Source organism: Mesorhizobium sp. WSM1386 (assembly GCF_055901595.1).
Map to the genome: position 1 here is coordinate 3,851,978 of NZ_CM148373.1, position 24,775 is coordinate 3,876,752.

19 protein-coding genes are annotated in these 24,775 nt (G+C 63.6%); 11 read left to right on the top strand and 8 right to left on the bottom strand.

Annotated elements, in window-relative coordinates:
• Positions 1-13: 13 nt before the first annotated feature.
• Together mfd and AC0NIH_RS18890 are read left to right on the top strand one after the other, a co-directional pair.
• Entirely contained in the window at positions 14-3,511 is a 3,498-nt protein-coding gene (mfd, locus tag AC0NIH_RS18885) for a transcription-repair coupling factor (RefSeq protein WP_473460500.1), read from the top strand.
• Between the two features lie 134 nt (positions 3,512-3,645).
• Entirely contained in the window at positions 3,646-5,019 is a 1,374-nt protein-coding gene (locus AC0NIH_RS18890; protein WP_023780585.1) for a class II 3-deoxy-7-phosphoheptulonate synthase, read from the top strand.
• Between the two features lie 106 nt (positions 5,020-5,125).
• Here AC0NIH_RS18890 and AC0NIH_RS18895 read toward each other — a convergent pair whose 3' ends face one another.
• Entirely contained in the window at positions 5,126-6,196 is a 1,071-nt protein-coding gene (locus AC0NIH_RS18895; protein ID WP_473460498.1) for a GGDEF domain-containing protein, read from the bottom strand.
• 404 nt (positions 6,197-6,600) lie between these two features.
• Here AC0NIH_RS18895 and AC0NIH_RS18900 point away from each other — a divergent pair, with 404 nt between their 5' ends.
• Both AC0NIH_RS18900 and AC0NIH_RS18905 read left to right on the top strand, forming a co-directional pair.
• Positions 6,601-7,017 (top strand): GFA family protein, encoded by a 417-nt coding sequence (locus tag AC0NIH_RS18900; protein ID WP_023763649.1) that lies wholly within the window; start codon positions 6,601-6,603, stop codon positions 7,015-7,017.
• Between the two features lie 78 nt (positions 7,018-7,095).
• Complete coding sequence (locus AC0NIH_RS18905) at positions 7,096-7,455, top strand: diacylglycerol kinase (RefSeq protein WP_013895235.1); 360 nt, start codon at positions 7,096-7,098, stop codon at positions 7,453-7,455.
• Positions 7,456-7,492: 37 nt separating this feature from the next.
• Here the strand turns inward: AC0NIH_RS18905 and AC0NIH_RS18910 are convergent, their stop codons facing one another.
• On the bottom strand, positions 7,493-8,080 hold the full coding sequence (locus AC0NIH_RS18910) for a DedA family protein (protein ID WP_473460495.1): 588 nt from the start codon (positions 8,078-8,080) through the stop codon (positions 7,493-7,495).
• On the bottom strand, positions 8,077-8,637 hold the full coding sequence (locus AC0NIH_RS18915; protein WP_023763652.1) for a DUF1003 domain-containing protein: 561 nt from the start codon (positions 8,635-8,637) through the stop codon (positions 8,077-8,079). The genes AC0NIH_RS18910 and AC0NIH_RS18915 overlap by 4 nt, the downstream gene beginning before the upstream one ends.
• Before the next feature lie 86 nt (positions 8,638-8,723).
• On the opposite strand from AC0NIH_RS18915, the gene AC0NIH_RS18920 reads away from it, so the two are divergent.
• Together AC0NIH_RS18920 and AC0NIH_RS18925 are read left to right on the top strand one after the other, a co-directional pair.
• Positions 8,724-9,440 carry a DNA-3-methyladenine glycosylase I gene (locus AC0NIH_RS18920; protein WP_473460493.1) on the top strand — a complete coding sequence of 239 codons (717 nt, stop codon included), beginning with the start codon at positions 8,724-8,726 and terminating at the stop codon, positions 9,438-9,440.
• A 75-nt stretch (positions 9,441-9,515) separates the two neighbouring features.
• Positions 9,516-11,192 (top strand): NAD+ synthase, encoded by a 1,677-nt coding sequence (locus AC0NIH_RS18925; RefSeq protein ID WP_473460491.1) that lies wholly within the window; start codon positions 9,516-9,518, stop codon positions 11,190-11,192.
• A gap of 29 nt (positions 11,193-11,221) precedes the next feature.
• Here the strand turns inward: AC0NIH_RS18925 and AC0NIH_RS18930 are convergent, their stop codons facing one another.
• Entirely contained in the window at positions 11,222-11,752 is a 531-nt protein-coding gene (locus AC0NIH_RS18930) for a dihydrofolate reductase family protein (RefSeq protein ID WP_473460489.1), read from the bottom strand.
• A 471-nt stretch (positions 11,753-12,223) separates the two neighbouring features.
• Here AC0NIH_RS18930 and AC0NIH_RS18935 point away from each other — a divergent pair, with 471 nt between their 5' ends.
• The 3 genes from AC0NIH_RS18935 to AC0NIH_RS18945 all read left to right on the top strand — a co-directional run bounded on the left by AC0NIH_RS18935 (position 12,224) and on the right by AC0NIH_RS18945 (position 16,998).
• A complete protein-coding gene (locus AC0NIH_RS18935; RefSeq protein WP_473460487.1) occupies positions 12,224-14,029 on the top strand; it encodes an ABC transporter ATP-binding protein in 1,806 nt (601 codons plus the stop codon).
• Positions 14,030-14,254: 225 nt separating this feature from the next.
• On the top strand, positions 14,255-15,433 hold the full coding sequence (locus AC0NIH_RS18940) for a hypothetical protein (protein WP_473460485.1): 1,179 nt from the start codon (positions 14,255-14,257) through the stop codon (positions 15,431-15,433).
• Between the two features lie 191 nt (positions 15,434-15,624).
• On the top strand, positions 15,625-16,998 hold the full coding sequence (locus AC0NIH_RS18945) for a glutamate--tRNA ligase (RefSeq protein WP_473460483.1): 1,374 nt from the start codon (positions 15,625-15,627) through the stop codon (positions 16,996-16,998).
• On the opposite strand, the gene AC0NIH_RS18950 is transcribed toward AC0NIH_RS18945, so the two are convergent.
• The 3 genes from AC0NIH_RS18950 to AC0NIH_RS18960 form a co-directional block, all read right to left on the bottom strand.
• Positions 16,916-18,139 carry a DUF2865 domain-containing protein gene (locus AC0NIH_RS18950; protein WP_473460481.1) on the bottom strand — a complete coding sequence of 408 codons (1,224 nt, stop codon included), beginning with the start codon at positions 18,137-18,139 and terminating at the stop codon, positions 16,916-16,918. The two genes, AC0NIH_RS18945 and AC0NIH_RS18950, sit on opposite strands and share 83 nt — an antisense overlap.
• 56 nt (positions 18,140-18,195) lie before the next feature.
• A complete protein-coding gene (locus AC0NIH_RS18955) occupies positions 18,196-20,538 on the bottom strand; it encodes an NADP-dependent malic enzyme (RefSeq protein ID WP_023763660.1) in 2,343 nt (780 codons plus the stop codon).
• Positions 20,539-20,699: 161 nt separating this feature from the next.
• Positions 20,700-21,479 carry an SDR family oxidoreductase gene (locus tag AC0NIH_RS18960; protein WP_023763661.1) on the bottom strand — a complete coding sequence of 260 codons (780 nt, stop codon included), beginning with the start codon at positions 21,477-21,479 and terminating at the stop codon, positions 20,700-20,702.
• Between the two features lie 118 nt (positions 21,480-21,597).
• On the opposite strand from AC0NIH_RS18960, the gene AC0NIH_RS18965 reads away from it, so the two are divergent.
• Entirely contained in the window at positions 21,598-22,413 is an 816-nt protein-coding gene (locus tag AC0NIH_RS18965) for a UDP-2,3-diacylglucosamine diphosphatase (RefSeq protein ID WP_013895247.1), read from the top strand.
• Positions 22,414-22,538: 125 nt separating this feature from the next.
• Positions 22,539-23,753, top strand: a complete 1,215-nt coding sequence (locus AC0NIH_RS18970; RefSeq protein WP_473460478.1) for an MFS transporter — start codon at positions 22,539-22,541, stop codon at positions 23,751-23,753.
• Here AC0NIH_RS18970 and dgcA read toward each other — a convergent pair.
• Positions 23,724-24,707: an N-acetyl-D-Glu racemase DgcA gene (dgcA, locus tag AC0NIH_RS18975; RefSeq protein WP_473460476.1), complete on the bottom strand. Its 984-nt coding sequence runs from the start codon at positions 24,705-24,707 to the stop codon at positions 23,724-23,726. The genes AC0NIH_RS18970 and dgcA overlap by 30 nt on opposite strands.
• Positions 24,708-24,775: the final 68 nt, after the last annotated feature.

The window sequence follows — 24,775 nt, forward strand, 5'->3', positions numbered from 1 at the left end:
AGACCGTGATTTGATGAGCCTCATTCCCACCATTGGTCTGCCGAAAGGCCATGCCGGCCAGTTCATCGTCGACGGTGTCGCCGATGGCTATGAAGCCTTCGCGCTGGTGCAGGCTGCGCTGGAGATCGCGCCCGACAAGCCGGTATTGTTCGTGGCGCGTGACGGCCAGCGCCTGCCGGCAATCATCGAGGCGTTGTCCTTCGCGGCCCCCGGCCTTCCGGTGCTCGAACTGCCGGCCTGGGATTGCCTGCCCTATGACCGCGTTTCGCCCGGTTCGGATGCCGCGGCCAAGCGCCTCGATGCACTGACCGCCATGATCGCGCTGGCCAGGAAGCCGCACCGCGCCGTCATCCTCACCACCGCCAATGCGCTGCTGCAGCGCATTCCGCCGGCAGAGCTTGTCGAAGCGCAGACCTTTCACGCCAGGCCGGGCAACCAGATCGACATGAACGCGCTGGTGTCGCGGCTGGAAACGTCGGGCTTCGAACGGGTGCCGACGGTGCGCGGTATCGGCGAGTTCGCCGTGCGTGGCGGCATCCTCGACCTCTTCGCGCCGGGCTGGACCGAGGCGCTGAGGCTCGATTTCTTCGGCGATACGCTGGAATCGATCCGCGTCTTCGATGCCGCCACGCAGCGTACCACCGGCCAGCGCAAGTCGATGGCGCTGCAGGCGATGAGCGAGGTGGCGCTGACGCCCGAAACCATCAGCCGCTTCCGCCGCGCCTATATCGAAGCTTTCGGCGCGCCGCAGCGTGATGACGGTCTCTATGCGGCGGTCAGCGAGGGTAGGCGCTTCGCCGGCATGGAGCACTGGCTGCCGTTCTTCTACGAGCGGCTGGAGACCGTGTTCGACTATCTGCCCGACACGCCTGTCATCTTCGACCATCTGGCGCATGAGGCGTTGGCCGAACGCCACACGCTGATTCTCGACCATTACGAGGCGCGCAAGAAGCAGGCGGACGCCGCACTGAAGGATGCGGTGCCCTACAAGCCGGTGGCGCCGGATCTGCTTTATCTCTCGCCGGAAAACCTGATCGCCTCGCTCGGGCCGCGCGAAGCGATCGACTTCACGCCATTCGACGCGCCCGATGCCGGCGCGAAAAAGGTCTACCACGCCGGATCGCGCCATGGCCGCAGCTTCGTCGAGGAGCGCGCCGACCCGAACGTCAACGTCTTCGACGTCGTCGTCAGGCACATCGCCGACGAGCGCGCGGCACGCCGCCGTGTCGTCATCGCCGGCTGGACCGAAGGTTCGCTCGACCGGCTTGGCCAGATCCTGGCCGAGCATCATCTCGGCAACCTCAAACAGGTCGAGACGCTGGCCGAAGCCGAACAACTCGAGCCGGGGCAAGCGGCCTTGGCCGTGCTGCCGCTGGAATCCGGCTTCGAGACCGAAAAACTGGTCGTCGTCGCCGAACAGGACATTCTGGGCGACCGGCTGATCCGCCGCTCGAAGCGCAAGAAGCGGGCATCCGACTTCATAGCCGAAGCCTCGGCCTTGTCGGCCGGCGATATCGTCGTCCATGCCGACCACGGCATCGGCCGCTTCATCGGCCTGCGCACTATCGAAGCCGTCGGTGCGCCGCATGACTGCCTGGAAATCCACTATGCCGGCGACGACCGGCTGTTCCTGCCGGTGGAAAACATCGAGCTCCTGTCGCGTTACGGCTCCGACACAGCCGAGGCGACGCTGGACAAGCTCGGCGGCGGCGCCTGGCAGTCGCGCAAGGCGAAGTTGAAGAAGCGCTTGCTCGACATGGCCGGGCAACTGATCCGCATCGCCGCCGAGCGGCAGATGCGCGCCGCACCGGCGCTGGTGCCGGCCGAAGGCCTTTATGACGAATTCTCGGCTCGTTTCCCGTACGAGGAAACCGACGACCAACAGACGGCGATCGACTCGGTCAGGGATGACCTCGGTGCCGGCAAGCCGATGGACCGGCTGATCTGCGGCGACGTCGGCTTCGGCAAGACCGAAGTGGCGCTGCGCGCCGCCTTCATCGCCGCCATGGAAGGGTTCCAGGTCGCAGTGGTGGTGCCGACGACGCTGTTGTCACGCCAGCACTTCAAGACGTTTTCTCAGCGGTTTTCCGGCCTGCCGATCCGTGTTGCCCAGGCCTCGCGGCTGGTCGGCGCCAAGGAACTGGCCGAAACCAAGAAAGGCATTGCCGAGGGCCAGGTCGATATCGTCATCGGCACCCATGCGCTGCTCGGGTCTGCCATTTCGTTCAAGAATCTCGGCCTGCTGATCATCGACGAGGAGCAGCACTTTGGCGTCAAGCACAAGGAACGGCTGAAAGACCTGAAGACGGACGTCCACGTTCTGACGCTGTCGGCGACGCCGATCCCGCGCACGCTGCAACTGGCGCTGACCGGCGTTCGCGAACTGTCGCTGATCGCCACGCCGCCTGTCGACCGCATGGCGGTGCGCACCTTCATCTCGCCCTTCGATCCGCTGGTCATCCGCGAGACGCTGCTGCGCGAGCGCTATCGTGGCGGGCATTCGTTCTATGTGGTTCCGCGCATCAGCGATCTCGCCGAAATCCATGATTTTCTGCGTGAATCCGTGCCGGAACTGAAAGTCGCCGTGGCCCATGGCCAGATGCCGCCGGGCGAACTCGACGACATCATGAATGCCTTCTACGACGGCCAGTACGATGTGCTTCTGTCGACGACCATCGTCGAATCCGGCCTGGATATCCCGACCGCCAACACGCTGATCATCCATCGCGCCGACATGTTCGGCCTGTCGCAGCTCTACCAGCTGCGCGGCCGCGTCGGCCGCTCGAAAGTGCGCGCCTATGCGCTGTTCACTCTGCCGGCCAACCGCAAGCTGACCGACACGGCCGAGCGCCGGCTGAAAGTGCTGCAGTCGCTCGACACGCTGGGCGCCGGCTTCCAGCTTGCCAGCCACGATCTCGATATCCGTGGCGCCGGCAATCTTCTGGGCGAAGAACAGTCCGGCCACATCAAGGAGGTCGGCTTCGAGCTTTACCAGCAGATGCTGGAAGAGGCCGTGGCCGAGGTGAAGGATTCCGGCGAGGTCCAGGATGGCGGCTGGTCGCCGCAGATCGCCGTCGGCACCGCGGTGATGATCCCGGAAAGCTATGTGCCCGACCTGCAGCTCAGGCTAGCGCTTTACCGCCGTCTCGGCGATCTCGAAAACACCGAGGAGATCGATGCTTTCGGCGCCGAGCTGATCGACCGTTTCGGCCCGCTGCCGGACGAGGTGAAGCATCTCCTCAAGATCGTCTTCATCAAGGCGCTCTGCCGCAAGGCCAATGTGGAAAAACTCGACGCCGGGCCGAAGGGCGTCGTCATCCACTTCCGCAAGCGCGAATTCTCCAACCCGGTCGGTCTGGTCAAGTTCATTGGCGAACAGGGGTCATTGGCCAAGATCAGGCCTGACCACAGTGTCGTCTTCACTCGCGATTGGCCGACGGCCGAGAAGCGGCTTGCCGGCTCTGCGGTCGTCATGACGCAGCTGGCGCGGCTGGTGGAGAAGGCCGCCTAGCCGCCGGCCATCATCGCCAGCGCTGAAATTCCGGTCTAGAATAGAAAATCGGCTTCGTGTATGGAGCCGCCACCCCTATAGGGGCTGGAAATGGCGGGCGAGGGTGCTTGCCGGAAAGAGCGTTGGGTGCAGCGATGACGAAATGGTCGCCGAATTCGTGGAGAGCAAAGCCGATCAAGCAGGTTCCTGCTTATCCGGATCTTGGCGCGCTGAAGAACACGGAGGCCCAACTCGCCACCTTTCCGCCGCTAGTCTTTGCCGGCGAGGCGCGCAAGCTGAAGAAGCAGCTCGCGGCTGTCGCCGCCGGCGAGGCCTTCCTCCTCCAGGGCGGCGACTGCGCCGAGAGTTTTGCCGAACATGGCGCGGACAACATCCGCGACTTCTTCCGCGTCTTCCTGCAAATGTCGGTGGTGCTGACCTTTGCCGGCGCGCAGCCGGTGGTGAAGGTCGGCCGTGTTGCCGGCCAGTTCGCCAAACCGCGCTCGTCCGACAACGAGACCAAGGGCGAGGTGACGCTGCCGAGCTATCGCGGCGACATCATCAACGGCATCGAATTCGATGCCAAATCGCGCATTCCCGATCCCGCCCGCCAGGAAATGGCGTACCGCCAGTCGGCCGCGACGCTCAACCTTCTGCGCGCTTTCGCGCAGGGCGGCTATGCCAGCCTGGAGAACGTGCATCGCTGGATGCTCGGCTTTGTCTCCGACAGCCCGCAAGGCGAGAAGTACGAGTCGCTCGCCAACCGCATCACCGAGACGATGGACTTCATGAAGGCCGTCGGCATCACCTCGGAAACCAACTATGCCCTGCGCGAGACCGATTTCTACACCAGCCACGAGGCGCTGCTGCTCGGTTACGAGGAGGCGCTGACCCGTGTCGATTCGACCTCCGGCGACTGGTACGCCACGTCAGGCCACATGATCTGGATCGGCGACCGCACCCGCCAGCCCGACCATGCCCATGTCGAGTATTGCCGCGGCATCAAGAACCCGCTCGGCCTGAAATGCGGCCCGTCGCTGACGCCGGATGGCTTGCTGGAGCTGATCGACCTGCTCAATCCGGACAATGAGCCCGGCCGGCTGACGCTGATCGCGCGCTTCGGTTCCGACAAGGTCGCCGACCATCTGCCGAAGCTGGTGCGCGCGGTGCAGAAGGAAGGCCGCAGCGTCGTCTGGTCGTCGGACCCGATGCACGGCAACACCATCGAGGCCGCCGGCTACAAGACGCGGCCTTTCGACCGCATCCTGAAGGAGGTGCAGACCTTCTTCGAGGTGCACCGCGCCGAAGGCACGCATCCGGGCGGCATCCATGTCGAGATGACCGGCAAGAACGTCACCGAATGCACCGGTGGCGCACGCGCCATCACCGCCGAGGAACTGCAGGACCGCTACCACACGCATTGCGACCCGCGCCTCAATGCCGATCAGGCGATCGAACTGGCGTTCCTGGTGTCGGATCTCCTGAAGAAGAGCCATCCGGTGCGGCACAAGCAGGTCGTGAACGGCTGATTGCTGCCAGGCTGGACTGACGCAAAGAAAAGGCGCCTGGGAAATCCGGCGCCTTTTCCGTTTGTGGTCAAATACTTGCCCAGCCGACAGGGCGGGATGGAAGGCTTCAGTCCTTCTTGTAGAGAAGCCAACTCTTGCCGGCGCGGCCGGCCATTGTCGAGTGCTTGGTGACGCGGTTGCGCCCGCTGACCTTGGAACGGTAAAGCGCCCCGTCGGCCTTGGTGTAGAGGTCTTCCGGGCCATCGGCCTCGGATGCCATGCAGATACCCATGGAGACGGTGACGGTGCCGTAATTGGCGCCGGTCTGGCTGCTGGTGAACGGCGTCTGCTCGATCAGCGCACGGATGCGCTCCGAGATCTCGTAGGTGGCGTCCTCGCTGGCGCCCTCGATGATCAGCGCAAACTCCTCGCCGCCGGTGCGGGCGACGAACATGTCGCCGCGAATGCTGGTCTGGAAAATCTCGGCGATGATCTGGATGATCTTGTCGCCGACCGGATGGCCGTAGCGGTCGTTGATGTCCTTGAACCGATCGATGTCGGCAAGGATCAGGGCATTGAACAGGATGCCCTTGTTGCTGTTGTAGATCCTGGTGATTTCCTTGTCGAAGGCGCGGCGGTTCCAGATTTGGGTCAACGGGTCGGTGTCGGCCAGCCGCTTGTATTCCTCGAGCTTCGACTTGACACTCTCGAGTTCGGCCGTCTTGTCACGGAGTGTCGATGCAATCTGCTTGCCATGATCGATCGTCGAACTGGTGGCGACCGACATGGCGTTGGCGATCTTCTGCAAGAGGTCCTGCGACAGCAAGCTGCGGCCGCTGAGGCCGCTCGATGTCTCGTCGAGGATCCTGCCGTATTTCTCGATGTGGCTGCGCTCGCTCCGCAGGAGTGATGCGACTTCCTCAAGCTCCCTGGCGATGACGTCCCGCGCATGCTCAACGATGCCGGGGCCATGGTTGTGGGCAAAGAAGGTGCGCCCGATCTGATCCAGCTCATCCTGCGTCGGCCGGCTGCTCAGCGACACGACGGCGAGACTGAGCTCGCGGTTGGTGCCGCTCAACGCCTCGTAGAAAATCTCGTAGTTGCGCGGCACGCCGAGCACGCCAAGCTGGCGCATGGTCGTGACGACGGTGCTGGCGATATCGGTGTTTCTTTCGGTCTGGGTGGCTGCCGCCTGCATGTCTGATCCACTCTTCCCCTTGGATCCCGGCGAAGATTTGCGGGTCCACTTATCGCCGACATGGGGGAATGCTACCGACATTCCAGAACGAGACGCGAAGAGGCGCGTCCCCACCCGCAACCTTCACACGACATGACCATAGATGCGCTAGCGCTAAAGTTTCCTTAATTCGCATAAAATCCGCAGGTTTTTCTCCGGCTGCGGCTGTAAAGGCTTCAGCCTGCCACCAACAATCCGAAAACAATGCCGGTTTGGCAGCCTGAGTTCGCAGGCCTGTTACGCTGTTGGAGAAACCGAATTTCGGATTTGCTGCACCAGAGCATGTCGCATTTGCTTGCGCGCGGGCGCCGCGAAGCTGGAATCCTGGCGGTGAGGACGATGCCGCGTTTTCGGAGGAGGTTGGAATGAGTGACAGTCACCAGGGATCTTGTCTGTGCGGAGCGGTCCGCTTCCGGACGCGCGGCGCGCTGCGTGGCGTTGTCTATTGTCACTGCTCGCAGTGCCGCAAGCAGAGCGGCCATTTCTACGCCGCGACCAATGTCGCCGACGCCGATATCGTCATCGAAGGTTCGGAAAGCATCACCTGGTACGAGGCGTCCTCCTTCGCCAGGCGGGGCTTTTGCAAGGCATGCGGGTCGGTGCTTTTCTGGAAGCCGGGGGATCAAGACTACATTTCGGTCATGGCGGGATCGTTCGACAGGCCGACGGGCCTCAAGGGCGACTGTCATATCTTCGTTGGCGACAAGGGCGACTATTATTCGATCGACGACGGGCTGCCGCAGTTTGAAAAGTCGACGCCATCGATACCGGTCGCTGAATGAATTTTGGACGAGGCGCCTTATTCCATTGATCGGGCCATTGCTTTATCCCGTGCCGGTGGTTCGGAGAGGGATTTGGGCATGCAGCGGCTGATCGACGCTTTTATCAATTCGGTGCGAGCGTTTCGCAAGCTGGCCGCCAACGAGAAGGCATTTCAGCAGGAGCTGACGCTCCTTGCGCTCGCCTTGCCGGCAGGGTGGTTCGTTTCGGTGTCGTGGCGCGGTTACGCGTTGCTGATCGGCGCGGTTCTGCTGCTGATCATGGTCGAGGTCTTGAACACCGGCATCGAGGCGGCCTGCGACGCCTTCAGCCGCGAGTTCAATGTCGACATCCAGCTGGCCAAGGATTGCGGTTCGCTAGCGGTGCTGATCTCGGTGGTCATCGTCGCCGGCGTCTGGGGCATTGCGCTCATCGAGCGGCTCACCGGCTTTCCCATCTGACCCATCTGACGTCCGCGCCTCGATCCGGCGGGCGACATCACTGCTCGTGGCCGCGCTCCTGCTTGGCGATATGGTGGGCGACCAGCCAGGCAAGTACGGCCGCGGCGAGGCCGATGCCTAGTCCGATGAACAGCCGCTCGTGGCGCATCAGCGCCTGGCCGATCAAATGCTCGGCCCCCAGTCCAAAGACATAGCCGATCGAGCTGAACAGCACCGCCCAGATCATCGACGAGATGGCATTGAGGATGATGAAGCGCGGTGCGGCTATGGTCGAAAGGCCGGCCGCGATGCCGCCGACCAGGCGCATGCCGTAGACGTAGCGGTTCGACAGCACGAAGATGTTGGGATGGGTGTTGAGCAGGCGGTAGGCGCGGCGGAAACCGGGCCGGCCGCGCAGCCTGACGACATGGCGATTGTCGGCGAAACTTCGGCCCAGGATGAAGAACAAGGTGTCGCCGGCAAAGGCCCCGAGGGCTGCCGCGACAACGGCATGCCACAGCACGAAAACGTCCTGATGGGCGAAGAAGCCGCCGAGGATGGCAGCACTTTCCCCTTCGGCAACGCAGCCGAGAAAGACGGCAAGCAGGCCATACTGTTCGATGAAATGATGGATCGCGTCGGTCATGTAGCCGACTGTTGCGACAGCCTCTCGTCGATCCGCTTGACGAGATCGGCCAGCCGCGCGATCTCTTCGCGCATGCCGAGGATCTGGCTGTGGCGCAGCTCATCCAGCTTTTCGTGGAGCGCCATGATCTCGATCTCGGCCTTCAGATTGACCTCATAGTCATGGGCGGCATCGATGCGGTCGCGTTCGGTCTGCCGGTTCTGCGCCATCATGATCACCGGCGCCTGCAGAGCGGCGACCATCGACAGCACCAGGTTGAGGAAGATGAACGGGTAGGGGTCGAAGGCATCGCGCGACAGCAGCCAGACATTGCCGGTGGTCCACAGGGCCAGAAAAGCCAGGAAGGCCAGGATGAAGGACCAGGAGCCGCCGATGCGGGCGATCGTATCGGCAAGGCGGTCGCCGAAGGTCTGGTGGAAAGCCACAGCCTTGTTGGTGTCCCTGGAGATCGTGGTGCGCTCGAGCGCCGATTGCAGCACCCGGCTTTCCAACGGGCTGAGGCCGTCCGGCCGACGCTTGAGCCAGCGGTTCGCCAGTTCATCGATCGTCTTGTTCATGGCCATCTCCATCGTCGGTGGAGATAGACGTAGAGGCTGCCGGCCCTGACGGGAAGTGGTACATTCAGCCGGACAGCGAGGGACCGATGGCCGATTTCAAGAAAATTCGTCTGCGCGCGGCAAAACGCAAGGGCGGCGAGGCGGAGCTTGCGACGCTGCTGGGGCCTGTGCCCGACAATGCAGCAGTGGCCGGCATACCGGACGATCGCATCCTCTCGACCATGGCCGAGCGCGTTTTCGCGGCGGGTTTCGTCTGGCGCGTCATCGAGCAGAAGTGGCCGGGCTTCGAGGAAGCGTTCCTGCGTTTCGAGCCGAAGCGGCTGTTGTTCCAGCCTGACGATTTCTGGCACGACCTGGTTTCCGACCAGCGCATCGTGCGCAACCCGCAGAAGATCAGGTCCGTCCGGGAAAATGCGGCCTTCGTCGAACGCGTATCCAGGGAACATGGCGGCTTCGGCAATTTCCTCGCCGATTGGCCACCCGATGATCAAGTCGGGCTGATGGCCTATCTCGGCAAGCACGGCAGCCGGCTCGGCGGCAACACCGGCCAGTATTTCCTTCGCTGGCTGGGCTGGGACGCCTTCGTCATTTCTGCCGATATGGCCGCAGCCCTTCGCGATGCCGGCCTCGACATCGCCGATAGTCCGACCTCGAAGCGGGACCTCGACAAGATCCAGGCACAGATCAATCGATGGGTGGCGGACACCGGCCTGCCGCGCCGGCACATTTCGCGTATCCTGGCGATGTCGATCGGCGAGAACCATTCGCCGCAGTCGTTGCGCGAGTATGTGGGCGACGATTGAACGCCAAAGCCTGGCCCGAATTGGTCCAAACGAACGCCATTGCGAGGCCAATTCCGCCGCGCTAAACCGGAAAGCATGACCAAGAAGCTCGACATCCTGCGCATCGCGATCGCCCAGCTCAACCCGACCGTCGGCGATGTGGCCGGTAACCTTGCCAAGGCGCGGGAGGCGAGGGCGGATGCCGCGCGCCAGGGCGCCGACCTCGTGCTTTACACCGAGCTTTTCCTTGCCGGCTATCCGCCGGAAGATCTGGTGCTGAAGCCGGCGTTCCTGAAAGCCTGTGAGAAGGCCGCGCAGGACTTTGCCGCCGACACCGCCGATGGCGGCCCCGGCGTCATCATCGGCACGCCGCTGAAGCGCAAGAGCGGCACCCACAATTCGATCGTCTTCGCTGATGGCGGCAAGATCATCGCCGAGCGCTACAAGCTCGACCTGCCGAACTATGGCGAGTTCGACGAGAAGCGCGTCTTCCAGGCTGGGCCGGAGATCCAGGGGCCGGTCAACTTCCGCGGCGTGCGGCTGGGCATTCCGATCTGCGAGGACATCTGGGGCGAAGTCGACATCTGCGAGACGCTGGCCGAAAGCGGGGCGGAAATCCTGCTGGTGCCGAACGGTTCGCCCTACTACCGCGCCAAGATCGATGTCCGCCACCAGGTCGTGATCCGCCAGGTCATCGAATGCGGACTGCCGATCATTTATGCCAACCAGCTCGGCGGCCAGGACGAACTGATCTTCGACGGTGCGTCGTTTGCCATCGGCGCCGACAAGACGCTCGCCTTCCAGATGAGCCAGTTCGAGGATGCGGTCGATGTCACGACCTGGAAGCGCACGGACGACGGCTGGGCCTGCGCGGAAGGGCCGATGTCGAAGATTCCCGAAAGGGAAGAGGCCGACTACCGCGCCTGCATGCTGGGCCTGCGCGACTACGTCAACAAGAACGGCTTTAAGAATGTCGTGCTTGGCCTGTCCGGCGGCATCGATTCGGCGATCTGCGCCGCCCTTGCCGTCGATGCGCTCGGCGAGGAGCGGCTGCGCGCGGTGATGATGCCTTACCGCTATACGTCGAAGGATTCGCTGAAGGACGCCGAGGACTGTGCCCGCGCGCTCGGCTGCCGCTATGACATCGTGCCGATCTTCGAGCCGGTCGAGGGCTTCCTGCACGCGCTGACACAGCTTTTCGAGGGCACCAAGGAAGGCATCACCGAAGAAAATCTGCAGAGCCGCGCGCGCGGCACCATCCTGATGGCGATCTCCAACAAGTTCGGCTCGATGGTGGTGACGACAGGCAACAAGAGCGAGATGTCGGTCGGCTATGCCACGCTCTACGGCGACATGAATGGCGGCTTCAATCCGATCAAGGACCTCTACAAGATGCAGGTCTACGCGCTGTCGCGCTGGCGCAACAGCCATGTGCCGCCAGGCGCGCTCGGGCCTTCCGGCGAGGTGATCCCTAAGAACATCATCGACAAGGCGCCGTCGGCGGAGTTGCGCGAGAACCAGACCGACCAGGATTCGCTACCACCCTATCCGGTGCTGGACGACATCCTCGAATGCCTGGTCGAGAACGAGATGGGGGTCGACGACATCGTCGCACGCGGCCATGACCGGGCGACGGTGACGCGCATCGAGCACCTGCTCTACATCGCCGAGTACAAGCGCCGGCAGGCTGCACCGGGTGTGAAGATCACCAGGAAGAATTTCGGCCGCGACCGTCGCTATCCCATCACCAACCGATTCCGGGATCGCGGCTAGGGGATCGATGCCGGATGCGCGTTGGCGGATCAGGCAGGAACGTAGGTCAACCTGATCACGTCATCGTCAATCAGATCGCTGGCCACAAAGCGAAGCGGTGGCCGAGGGCCGGCGAAGAACGGCTTGCCGTGACCAAGCACGACCGGGTGGAAGTAGAGTTGGTACTCGTCGATCAGACCAAGGTCGGTCACGCTTCGGGCAAGGTTGGGGCCAGACAGCGAAATCTCCCCAGCGAGATCAGCCTTCAGCCCACGGATCACCGCCTCGACGTCGTCCTGGACAAGTGTGGCATTGGGGCCGACTGATTTCAGCGAGCGCGACACGACCCATTTCGGTTGGTTTCGCCACGCCGCCGCGAACTCGTGTCCTTCCGCGCTCCACTCGGGACGGTCTTCGTCCCAATAACGCATGACCTCGTACATGCCGCGACCGTACACGCTGCCGGCAAGGTCGCGCATTTGCTCTGTCCAGTGACGGAAGAGCGTGGGGCGTGAGGGCATTGCCAGGTGGTCGACGTAACCATCGAGGGACTGGTTCATCCTGAAAATGAGCTTGGCCATGCTGCAAGGTCTCCAACCCGGGCCTTCAGGATAATCCGAGCCACCGTTATGCAGAAGGGAGATCGGAGGCAAACCGTCTGCCGGCGAGCACGCGGCCAAGCGTCCACCAGCCGTTGTTGCAAAATAACCTCAGTAGCTGGACCAGATATACTTTCGGGCATGGGCTGGTCTTGGCGATGCGTCAGGCTGTCACTATAAGGGCCGTTCCGCGATTCATTTGCGGGAGGTCCGAATGGCAGTATTTCAAATGGCAATGCGAGGCCGCGAAGCTTAGGTCTCATCCGGCGCTCCGCGAGGGTCTGTCTCTCGTGCCGAAGCCGGATCGAGCTCAGGCTTATGCCGATGCCGGTCGCCGCCCTCCCGAGGGCTCGACGCCAATATGCCACTCCGCATCCCGGGCACCATCTGCCCCAGCGCGGCTTTCAATTTCGACCTTACTGGGATCGGGCTCGTTTGCGCCCGAATGACATCATGGCTCGTTATAAGATCGATCTGCGCGCGAGCGCCTTTCGCAGCGTTCTTGGCTTCACGCTCACCCATTGGCGGCGCCAGCCGTGGCGGCTGTCGCTCATCATGGGCGGTTTTCTGCTGTCGACGCTGGCCGACGTGCTGACGCCGCTCTATTCCGGCCGGCTGGTCGACGCCGTCGCCAGCAGCGCCGGCGCGGATGCCATCGCCTGGAATGCCGCGATGACGGCGTTTTCCATCCTGATGGCGCTCGCCCTGACCGGCGTCGTGCTGCGCAACCTGGCCTTCATGGGAATCGTCGAGCTGACGCTGAAGATGATGGCCGACATCGCCGCCGATGCCTTCCATCGCGTCCAGCGCTTTTCCACCGACTGGCACGCCAACAGCTTTGCCGGCTCGACGGTGCGCAAGGTTACGCGCGGCATGTGGGCACTCGACCTGCTCAACGACACGATCCTCATCGCGCTGCTGCCGTCGGTTGTCATGCTCGTTGGCTCGACGCTGCTGCTTGGCTGGTTCTGGCCGCTGATGGGCGCGGTCGTCGCGGCAGGCTCGGTGCTGTTCATCATGGTGACGGCGATACTGTCGCTCGGCTATGTCGTGCCGGCGGCAAGGCTTGCCAACACCTGGGACACGCGCCTCGGCGGATCGCTGGCCGACGCGGTGAGCTGCAACGCCGTGGTCAAGGGTTTTGGCGCCGAGGAGCGCGAGGAGCACCGCCTCGCCAAGGTGGTTGCCAAATGGCGTGCGCGCACGCGGCGCACCTGGGTGCGCGGCACCATCAACGGCACCACGCAAGGGGCGCTGCTGCTGGCCATGCGCGCCGCAGTGATCGGCCTGGCGCTGATGCTGTGGTCGTGGGGGCAGGCGAGCGCCGGCGACGTCGCCTTCGTGCTGACCTCGTTCTTCGTGCTGCAGGGCTATTTGCGCGATATCGGCACGCATATCCGCAATCTGCAGCGCTCGATCAACGACATGGAGGAACTAGTCGATTTCCAGTCCGAGCCGCTCGGCATCGAGGATCGGCCCGGCGCCAGGCCGATCCGGATCACGCAAGGGGCGATCAGCTTCGGCAACGTCACCTTCCATTATGGCAGCCACCGGTCGCCGCTCTATCGCGACTTCTCCGTCGACATCGCACCGGGTGAACGTGTGGGGCTGGTCGGCCATTCGGGGTCGGGCAAGACGACTTTCGTCAAGCTGATCCAGCGGCTCTACGATGTGAACGCCGGAAAGATCCTGATCGACGGCCAGGATATCTCGCAGGTGGCACAGGCATCGCTGCGCGGGCAGATCGCGATCGTCCAGCAGGAGCCGATCCTGTTCCACCGGTCGCTGGCCGAAAACATCGCATATGCCAGGCCAAGCGCGACGCAGGATGAGATCGAGCATGCCGCACGCCTGGCGAGCGCGCACGACTTCATCACCAGCCTGCCGAAGGGGTACGGTACGCTGGTAGGCGAGCGCGGCGTGAAACTGTCGGGCGGCGAGCGGCAACGCGTGGCGATCGCGCGTGCCTTCCTCGCCGATGCCCGCATCCTGATCCTGGACGAGGCGACATCGAGCCTCGATTCGGAATCGGAGGTGCTGATCCAGCAGGCGATGGAACGGCTGATGGTCGGCCGCACCACGCTGGTCATCGCGCACCGGCTCTCGACGGTGCGGGCGCTCGACAGGCTGCTGGTCTTCGATCGCGGCAAGATCGTCGAGGAAGGCTCGCATGACGAGCTGATCCGGCTGAAAGGCGGCATCTACCGCCGCCTGTTCGAGCGCCAGGCGCTTGAACTGACCAAGGGCCTGGTCATTTGAGCAGAAGGGGCCTCCGGCTTCGGCTGGAGGCCCCTCCCAGGAATCAGTCAGCTGGAGCGACGTACGCGGCATTGTTTTTGCGCCCCCGGTTTCTAGGCGTGTTGGTTATAACGCAGGCCGCGACACGTCGTTTCTACCACCGGTTGCCGTTCATTTACTCAAAAGCAACCCAGAGATAGTAGGTGCGTATCCTGGGGATCGGATTGATCAGCGCAGGATTTTGGCTTGCCTCTTGTTTCCACAAATGCCGGTCCAGAAAAGGTGGCTTCGCCTTCGGTGCTGGACTTCCAACACGGTTCGGTTCGGCCGCTGGCCGCCGAAGATCTCGAGCGGGTCGCGGCACTCTTCCTGACCAAGTTTCGGCGGCGGCGTCACCTCCGCGATCGCGCGGTCGCGGAGACGGCCGAATATATGAGGGAGATCTATCTCGACCCTGCCGGCCAGTCGGGTGCGAGCAACGCTCTTGTCCAGATCAACCCGCAAGGTGATCTGGGCGGGTTCCTCGGCATCCTGAAAGCCCGCTACGAGCTCAACGGAATAACATTGAAAGCGGCGATCATCGGTCCGCTGATGGCCGACCCCGGCACCGATCACGGTTCGGCCGGCCCGCAATTGCTGCGTGCCCTGCATCAAGGCGAATTCGATCTGTATCTGACCGATTCCGCCAACCGGGTGTCCCTGGCCTTCGCGCGCCCGATGAAATATCAGCTCCTGCCGGTGCATTGTCTGGGATGGACCTGTATTTTCCGGCCGGCCGCGATGGCCGCCGCCATGTTGCACCGTAGATGGCCCGGCCTGCCTCGCCTGGTACTTGATCCCGGCGCGAGAGCATTCGATGAACTTGCGAAAAGAAGGTTCGGGTCCCCCATCCAGCCTTCATCGTCGCATCGGGTCCATCATGAACCGATGGATGCCGCGCAGTTTGCCGAGCGGTTGCCGACCCTCCTGTCCGATTACGCTCTTCGACCGAGCTGGGAGGATGGCGAGCTGCTACGGCTGCTCGCGCTGGCGGCAGAGAAGCGGGCCGACGGCCCGCTTCATTTCGGTGGGACTTACGACGAAACGGGCAAAATGCTCGGTTGTCATGCCTTCTATGGTCAAGCTGGCGGCATCGCGAACCTGTTGCAAATCCAGGCGTCCGGATCTCACTGGGGCGCGACGTTGGACGGACTTGTCGCGGCTGCGTGGGATTTGGGCTGCGTGGGCATCACCGGGCAGACGCAGAGCCGATTCATGCCTCAACTCTTCGGCTACAGGAATGTCTTCTTCCGCTATGCCGGGGGGACGATGGTCCGCTCGCGAATTGCCGAGGTCACGGAAGCGGTCCGCTCCGGCGACATCTTTATCGGTGGGCTGATGGGCGACCGCTGGACCCGCCTCAGTTCCGACGACTTCGGCCACTGATCGGCTTCAACGACCTGTTTGCCGGCGCCGTCCCTCGACGAGTTGACCCATGGCGGCAGGGAAGGCGGCCCATGTAGCCGCCTGGGCCCACGCCACCCCGGTCTTTTCATTGCTTGCGCCATGTTCTATGTCTGCCGCACGGCGCGGGGGCGCATCTTGTCAATCACCAAGGCATCCGGTACGCCCCGCTCATGACAGTTACCGTTCGTTTCGCTCCGTCACCGACCGGCCGCATCCATATCGGCAATGCGCGCACCGCTCTGTTCAATTGGCTGTTTGCGCTCAACAACAAGGGCCGCTTCATCCAGCGCTTCGACGACACCGACATCGCCCGCTCGAAGCAGGAATTCTCCGACGCCATCCTCTACGACCTGCATTGGCTGGGCATTTTTCCGGATGCCACCGAATATCAGTCGCGACGCTTCGAGATCTATGACGCGGCGGTCGAGCGGCTGAAGGCGGCGGGCGTTCTCTATGCCTGCTACGAAACGCCCGAGGAACTCGATCTCAGGCGCAAGGTGCGCCGCACGCGCGGCCTGCCGCCGGTCTATGGCCGCGAGGCCTTGACGCTGACGCAGGAGCAGGTGGCCGAATACCAGGCCGACGGCCGCCGGCCGCACTGGCGCTTCCTGTTGCCCAATTTCTCCGCCGATCCGCAGCAGCCGGAGCGCACCGAGGTCCATTGGGACGATCTGGTGCGCGGTGAGGAAACGGTTGACCTGGCCTCGCTGTCCGACCCGGTCTTGGTGCGCGAGGACGGCACCTATCTCTACACGCTGCCTTCCGTCGTCGATGACATCGAGATAGGCATCAGCCATGTCATCCGCGGTGACGACCACGTCACCAATACGGGCGTCCAGATCGCCTTGTTCCGGGCATTGGGTGCCGAACCTCCGGTGTTCGGCCACCACAATCTGTTGACCACCGTCTCGGGCGAGGGGCTGTCGAAGCGTACCGGCGCGCTGTCCATCGAAAGCCTGCGCGAGGATGGCATCGAGCCGATGGCGGTCGCTTCGCTCGCTGTGCTGGTTGGCACTTCGGAAAATGTCGCTGCCGCGCATGACCTCGGCGAACTCGCCGGCCACTTCGACCCGGCCGCGACGTCGAAATCATCGGCCAAGTTCGATCCGGACGAGCTTTTCGTGCTCAACCGCGTGCTGCTGCACCATATGCCGTTCGACGAGGCGCGCGACCGGCTGATGGTGCTTGGCATTTCAGGCGAGCAGGCCGAGCCGTTCTGGCTGGCCGTGCGCGGCAATCTCGACCGGCTGGCCGATGCCGTGGGCTGGTGGCGGATCCTGCGCGAGGGACCGCAGGAGAAGCCCGAATTTTCCACGGACGACCGCGATTTCCTTCACCAGGCCTTCGATGTCCTGCCTGAAGATCCCTGGAGCGGGACGGTCTGGAAGGATTGGACGGGCAAGATCAGGGAAGCGACCGGGCGCAAGGGCAAGGCACTCTTCATGCCGCTGAGGCTTGCCCTTACCGGGCTGCCTTCGGGGCCGGAGCTTGCAGATCTATTGCCGCTGATGGGTCGGGAAGGAACGTTGGCCCGACGACCCTGACCTTGCGCTGCTCCGGCGGCAAGGCGGACACGGGCGACGTCACCGGCTTGGCGGAGAGACGCTTGATGGCTTCGCGGTCGAGCCCGCCTTCCGTATTCGCCAGGGTCTCCGGATCCGCCCCCGGATCGGGCTTGGAAGGCGGAACCGGGGTGAACGATGTTGCGTTCGTCTCGGGCTGGGACTGCTCAGGGGCGGGCGGGTTGCCGCCGATGATCTGGAAATTCTGCGCGGCGTTGCAACCGCAGGCCGGCGGCCGCGCCACGTTGGACTGCTTGTAGAGATAGGCGGTCGGCAATTCGCTGTAGGGCCTGCCGGTGACCGATGACGTCATCGATGCCGAATCGTCGTCCATGCCGCGTGAATAGAAGACCTGCATCTCGGTGCCGGGGCAGCTCGATTCGCAGTTCTTCTGGTCGCGCTCGAAGTCGCTGGTCGAGGCGGCGTTCGACATCGGGAAGAAATAGCCGTCGCAGGTGCGCACGCAGGTGGTGTGGAATTCACCGCCGGTGCCCGGAAAGTCCGGAATGCCGGGCCGGTTCAGGACGCGGCTTACACCGCGCTCTTCATCTGTATCGTCAGGCTGGTCCCTCGTATCGTCAGATTGGTCCGACCTGTCGGCCTGCCGGTTGTCACCGCCGAAAAGCTGGTCGAACAGGTTTGCGCTGCCGTCTTCACGGCTTGCTTCCCGCAGGGGTTCCCGGCGCGGGGCAACCGGGTCGTCGCGGCAGCCATTGGCGTCGAGCGCGGCCAGGATGCGACCACGGTCGCGGCGCGATCCGCCGCCGCCGGCGAGCTGTGCTCGCTTGGCCTGCAGGCTGTCGAGATTGGCGTTCATGCGGTCGATGGTGGCGTTGAGCCCGGCGCACTGGTTGACGTTGCGGGAAAACAGCGAAAACCCGCATCCGGCGCCGTTCGCCTGGCCGCGAGCTTTTGAAATCTGCTCACGCTGCCGTTCGATCGCGGCGTCGTATTTGCGGATCATTGCCGGACCGCCGCCACCGCCGCGCGAGGCAGCGGCAAGGTCGGCTTCCAACTGGCGGCAGACCCGCGAGGCAGCCTGCGGCTCGGTGATTGTGGCGCCGGACAGCAAAAGGCCAAGCAGCACGGCAGCATGCGCCTGCTTCAACCCTCCGACTGTCATCCGTCCAACTCCGCCTGATCGTCCGCAAGGCTATCGTATTCGCGGTTAACCGCAATTTACTGCGAAAGCTGCGTTGCGCCCAGATCGACGATCGCCTGTGCCTTGTGCGCGGCTTCGACGACGGCCAGCGCGGTCATGTTGACCACGCCGCGCGACGTGACCGAAGGCGTCAGAATATGCGCCGGCTTGTCGGTGCCGAGCAGGATCGGCCCGACATGCAGCGCATCCATCATGGCACGCAGCGCCGTCAGCGTGATGTTGGCCGAATCGAGGTTCGGGAACACCAGGAGATTGGCTTCGCCCTTCAGCCTCGAATGCGGATAGACGCGCTGGCGCAGATGCTCCGACAAAGCGGAATCGGCATGCATTTCGCCGTCGCACTGCAACTCCGGGGCGATGCGCGCCAGGATCGCCGCCGCCTGCCGCATCTTGAGCGCGCTCGGCGAATCGCGCGAGCCGAAATCCGAATGCGACAGCAGTGCCGCCTTCGGCTCGATGCCGAAGCGCTGGATCTCCTCGGCCGCCAGCACGGTCATCTCGGCGATCTCCTCGGCGGTCGGGTCGACGGAGACGTGGGTGTCGGTGAGGAAGATGATGCCGCGCTGCGAGATCAGCATCGACAGCGTCGACAAATCATAATCCTTGATGCCGGCGCGCGGCCCGATGATCAGCGTCACGTTGCGCAGATGCCGCTCGAAGCGCCCTTCGAGGCCGCAGACCATGGCGTCGGCATCGCCACGCTTCAGCGCCAGTGCGGCGATCACCGTATTGTCGGTGCGCACCATGGTGCGCGCGGCCTCCGTCGTCACGCCGCGCCGGCCGGCGAGTTCAATCAGGAGGTCGACATAGTGGCGATAGCGCGGATCGTCTTCCGGGTTGATCAGGCCGAAATCGACACCCGGCTTGATGCGCAGGCCGTAGCGCTTCAGCCTGACTTCGATAACATGCGGACGGCCGATCAGGATCGGTTCGGCTATGCCTTCCTCGAGCACCACCTGGGCGGCGCGCAGCACACGCTCATCCTCGCCGTCGGCGTAGATGACGCGCTTGGCGCTCGAGGCCTTGGCGGACGAGAACACCGGCTTCATCACCAGGCCGGAGCGGAAGACGAAGCGGTTGAGCTTGTCGATATAGGCGGCGAAATCGGTGATCGGCCGTGTCGCGACGCCGGTGTCGCAGGCCGCCTTGGCGACCGCCGGCGCGATGCGCAGGATGAGCCTGGGATCGAAGGGCGACGGGATCAGGAACTCGGGTCCGAAGATCGGCGTCTCGCCCGAATAGGCGCGCGCGGCGACGTCCGAAGGCTCTTCGCGGGCAAGGGCCGCGATGGCGCGGACCGCCGCCATCTTCATCTCCTCGTTGATGGCGCTGGCGCCGCAGTCCAGCGCACCACGGAAGATGTAGGGGAAGCAGAGTACGTTGTTGACCTGGTTGGGGAAATCGGACCGGCCCGTGCAGATCATCGCGTCGGGGCGCGCCGCGCGCGCAACCTCCGGCATGATCTCCGGATTGGGATTGGCCAGCGCCAGGATCAGCGGCTTCGGAGCCATGTGCTGGAGCAGTTCCGGCTTCAGCACGCCGGCGGCCGAAAGGCCGAGGAAGACGTCTGCACCCGCAATGACGTCGGCCAGCGTGCGCGCCTCGGTATCCTTCACATAGGGGTCTTTCCAGCGGTCCATCTCGTCGGTGCGGCCCTTGTAGGCGACGCCGAAACGGTCGGTGACCCAGATGTTTTCGACGCGCACGCCGAGCGAGACCAGGAGGTTGAGGCAGGCGAGGGCCGCGGCACCGGCGCCGGAGGTGACGACCTTAATGTCCGAAATGGTCTTGCCGGCGAATTCCAACCCGTTGAGCACGGCCGCGGCGACGATGATGGCGGTGCCGTGCTGGTCGTCGTGGAACACCGGTATCTTCATGCGCGCCTTGAGCCGCTCCTCGACCTCGAAACACTCAGGCGCCTTGATGTCCTCGAGGTTGATGCCGCCGAAGGTCGGCTCCAGGGCAGCGACCGTTTCGACCATGCGCTCGATTTCGGGCGCGTCGATCTCGATGTCGAAGACGTCGATGCCGGCGAATTTCTTGAACAGGACCGCCTTGCCCTCCATCACCGGCTTGGACGCCAGCGGGCCGATATTGCCGAGGCCGAGCACTGCCGATCCGTTGGAGACGACGCCGACCAGGTTGGCGCGCGCCGTATAGTCGGCGGCGGTCGCCGGATCGTCGCGGATCTCCAGGCAAGGGGCCGCCACGCCAGGCGAATAGGCGAGCGCCAGATCGCGCTGGTTGCCGAGCGGCTTGGTCGCCTGGATTTCAAGTTTTCCAGGCGTCGGATACTTGTGGAAGTAGAGGGCGGCTTCGTCGAGGTCCGAACGTGCCGTTTTCTTGCTCTCGCCAGTCATTCCGGCCCTCCCTGCGCTCTGCCTGCGACCCTTCTTAGCATGCGGCCGCGGTTTTTCGAGACGCCAAATGACGCAATCGCGGATCACATTGGCGAGACAGGAATAGCTGATTTATTTCAGCCGCTTGGGCAGGGTTTCTTTCGCGTTGCGATTGTCGGGGCTCAGAACGCGCTGACGTAGAGGCCGCCATCCACCGGAATGTTCTGCCCGGTCAGGTAGCCCGCATGGACCGAGCACAGGAAGGCGCAGATCTGGCCGAATTCCTCGGGCGTGCCGAGCCGCTTGGCCGGCACGTCGGCGCTGATGCGGGTCTTGCGCGCCGCCGCTGCCGCGGGCTCCTCGACGGTGCCTGCCTCATGCGGGCCGCGCAGCCGGTCGGTGTCGAGCTTGCCCGGCAGCAGGCTGTTGATGGTGACGTTGCGGTCGATCACCGTGCGCGCCACGCCGGCGAGGAACGAGGTCAGGCCGGCGCGCGCGCCCGACGACAGGTCGAGGCCGGGGATCGGCACGTAGACCGACAGCGAGGTGATGTTGACGATGCGGCCGAAGCCACGTTTGGCCATGCCGTCGATGACGGCCTGCACCAGCTCGATCGGTGTGACCATGTTCTGGGTGACGCCTTCGAGGATCTTGCCCCGATCGAGTTCGCGGAAATCGCGCAATGGCGGGCCGCCATTGTTGTTGACGAGAATGTCGGGTTCGGGGCAGGCGGCAAGCAGAGCCTTCTGCACTTCGGGTTTCGAGACATCACCGACGACTTCCGTGACCGTCACGCCGTAGCGCTCGCGCAGCTCGGCGGCGGTTTTCGCCACCAGTTCGGCGTTTCGTCCGTTAACGACGATGTCGCAGCCGGCCTCGGCCAGCGCCATGGCGCAGCCTTTTCCAAGTCCCTTGCTCGAAGCGCAGACGATGGCTTTCTTGCCGCGAATACCGAGATCCATGACGATTTCTCCTGTGATTTGGCCGGCAGGCTAGCTCTTGGGCTGGCCCAATCGCAACCGTCATACGGTTGTTGCATGAATCGGGGCATAGGCTGCACGAAAGCAACGGTGAAACGCGATGTCCGGCCAAGAGCCCCGCACCTTCCGCAGCATGTTCATTTCCGATGTCCATCTCGGCTCGAAGGCGGCCAAGGCCGAATTCCTGATCGATTTCCTTCGCTATCACGACGCCGACATCATCTATCTGGTCGGTGACATCGTCGACGGCTGGCGGCTGCGGCGGAGCTGGCACTGGCCGCAAAGCCACAATGACGTCGTGCAGAAATTGCTGCGCAAGGCGCGCAAGGGCGCCTCGATCACCTATATCGCCGGCAACCACGATGAGTTCGCCCGCCAGTTCCAGGGCGTGCATTTCGGCGGCATCGTCGTTGCCGACCGCGCCATCCATGAGACCGCCGACGGCAGGCGCCTGCTGGTCATCCATGGCGACCAGTTCGACACCGTCGTCCACAACCAGCGCTGGCTCGCCTATCTCGGCGACCATGCCTACGACGCGGCCATGCAGGTCAACCGTGTCATCACGCGTCTGCGCCAGCTGCTCGGCCTGCCTTACTGGTCGTTCTCGTCCTGGGCCAAGGTCAAGGTCAAGAAGGCGGTGAACTTCATCGGTTCGTTCCAGACGGTGCTCAGCGAGGAAGCGCGGCGCTCGCATGTCGACGGCGTCATCTGCGGCCACATCCACCACGCCGCGATCGAGAATTATGGCGATGTGCAGTACATCAACACAGGCGACTGGGTGGAGAGCTGCACGGCGGTGGTCGAACATTTCGACGGCCGCATGGAAATCCTGACCTGGGCGCATGTCCTGCCCGAAGCGCCGGACGAGCCTTTCATCCCGATGTTGATCGAAGACCGGGTCGGGCAGGCGGCCTGACACGGAATTCACGGCGGCTTTCAGCGTTAATCGGTTAGTCCAGCCGGTTTCGCCTGGTTTTCCGCCATGTTAAGGGATCGATCTACATCGCCAGCCGGCCGAGCGCGGCGTAATTGGATCGATTCATGTCCCTGCCGCCGCTTTCGCCAGAACAACTCGTCAAGCCGCGCCATTTCGAGCTGCGCATGAGCCTGATCTTCGCGACATTGTTCGTGTCGCAAGGCACGCATCTGCCCTATTTTCCGCTCTGGCTGCAGGCGAAAGGTTTTGGTGCCGAACAGATCGCCGTCATCCTTGCCGCGCCGATGTTCCTGCGCGTTCTGACGACGCCCATGCTGACGGCACTTGCCGACCGGGCGAAGGACCGCGCCGACGTCTATATCGTGCTTGTCGCGGCAACGATGGTCATTTCGGCAGGCTATTTCCTGCCGGCGACCTACGCGATCGTGCTGGCCGTATCACTGATTCTGACGATCGTCTGGACACCGCATTCGCCAATGGCCGATTCGCTTGCGTTGTCCGGGGTGCGCCGCTTCGGCTCGAACTACACCGCCATGCGCAAATGGGGTTCGATCTCCTATCTGTGCGCCAATATCGTGGGCGGCTTCATCCTGGCGGCGGCAGGAGCCAAAGCCGTGCCGGTGATCATTTTCGCGGCGCTTGCCGCAGCGCTTGCCGCGGCCTTGTTCGCGCCGCGCATGGGGCGGCCGCGCAAGGCTTCGCTGTTGTCGGCCACTGAAATCCAGCACGCGGCACCGAGCCTCTTCAACGCCTATTTCCTCTATTTCACCTTTGGCGTTGGCATCATCACCGCCAGCCACGCCTTCCTCTACGGTTTCGTTTCCATCTATTGGAAATCGATCGGCATCAGCGATTCCGTCGTTGGCCTTCTGTGGGCCTGGGGCGTGGTGTCCGAAGTCTGCATGTTTTTGTTTTTCAATCGCATTTTCGCCTCCGTATCCGTGGTCAAGGTGATGGTGATCGCCGGCATCGGTTCGATCGTGCGCTGGATCGTCTTTCCACTGGTATGGCCGCTAGGCCTTGGCGTCGCCGGCTTCTTCGCCGTGCAGTCGCTGCATTCGGTGTCTGTCGCAATGGTGCTGATCGGATTGCAGAAAATGATCGGCGAGACCGTCTCCGAAGAGCGCACCGGTGCCGCGCAAGGCATCGCCTATTTCTTCAACGGCTTCTTCATGGCGGCCGTCACGCTTGCGTCCGGTCCACTCTACGACCGTCTCGGCGTCGATGGGTTCCTGGCGATGATCCCGATCGCGATCGTCGGCCTTGTGCTGATCGGGCTTGCGGCGCGCTCAGCCCCAAAGCACCCGGTCCGGGGGTGAGACGAGCGAACCCCGGTAGACAAGGCCCGGCTCGCGGTCGCGCGCAAGCAACAGCGGACCGTCGAGGTCGACGAAATCGGCGTCCTGGGCGAGCACCACCGCAGGCGCCATCGCCAGCGAGGTGCCGACCATGCAGCCGACCATGACGCCGAAACCGAGTTCCCGGGCGCGGTCGCGCAGGACGAGCGCCGCCGTCAGCCCGCCGGACTTGTCGAGCTTGATGTTGACGGCGTCATAGAGGCCGACAAGCAAATCCAGGTTTTTCGCCTCGTGTACGCTTTCATCGGCGCAGATCGGCACCGGATGCGCGATGTGGCGCAGGATGCCGTCATGGCTGGCCGGCAGCGGCTGTTCGATCAGCGCGATGCCTTGTTCAGCAGCAAAGGCGAGGTTCGCGACGATGTTGTCGTCGGTCCAGCCCTCATTGGCATCGAGGATGATTCGGCTCTCGGGCGCGGCCTGTCTCACCGCTTGGATCCGGGCGATGTCGTTGTCGCCGCCGATCTTGACCTTCAGCAGCGGCCGGCCGGCATTGGCGCTGGCCTGTGCCGCCATCGCCGAGGGTTCGCCGAGCGACAGCGTGTAGGCGGTTTCGAGCGGACGCAGCGGGGCCGGCCAGATTGTGTTCGCCACTGGAGTGCCGCTGATCTTGGCTTCGAGGTCCCACAGGGCGCAGTCGATGGCGTTGCGGGCCGCGCCCGCCGGCATCGCATCGAGCAGGGCGATCCGGTCGATGCCGCCGGCGATCCGCCCGCGCATGGCCTCTATCACCGCATGCACGCCGTCCATGGTCTCGCCGTAGCGCTTGTAGGGAACGCATTCGCCGCGCCCTACATGCCCATCCTGGCTGATTGTGCAGGTGATGACCTCGGCTTCGGTCTTGGAGCCGCGCGAAATGGTGAAGGTGCCGGCGATCGGGAAACGCTCGGCCTCGACCGAAATGACACGCGCCATATTTTTCTGCTCCGGCTGTGCGAGAAGGGTTGTCGGCAAATCGACAAGGTCGGACCCATCAGGCTAAA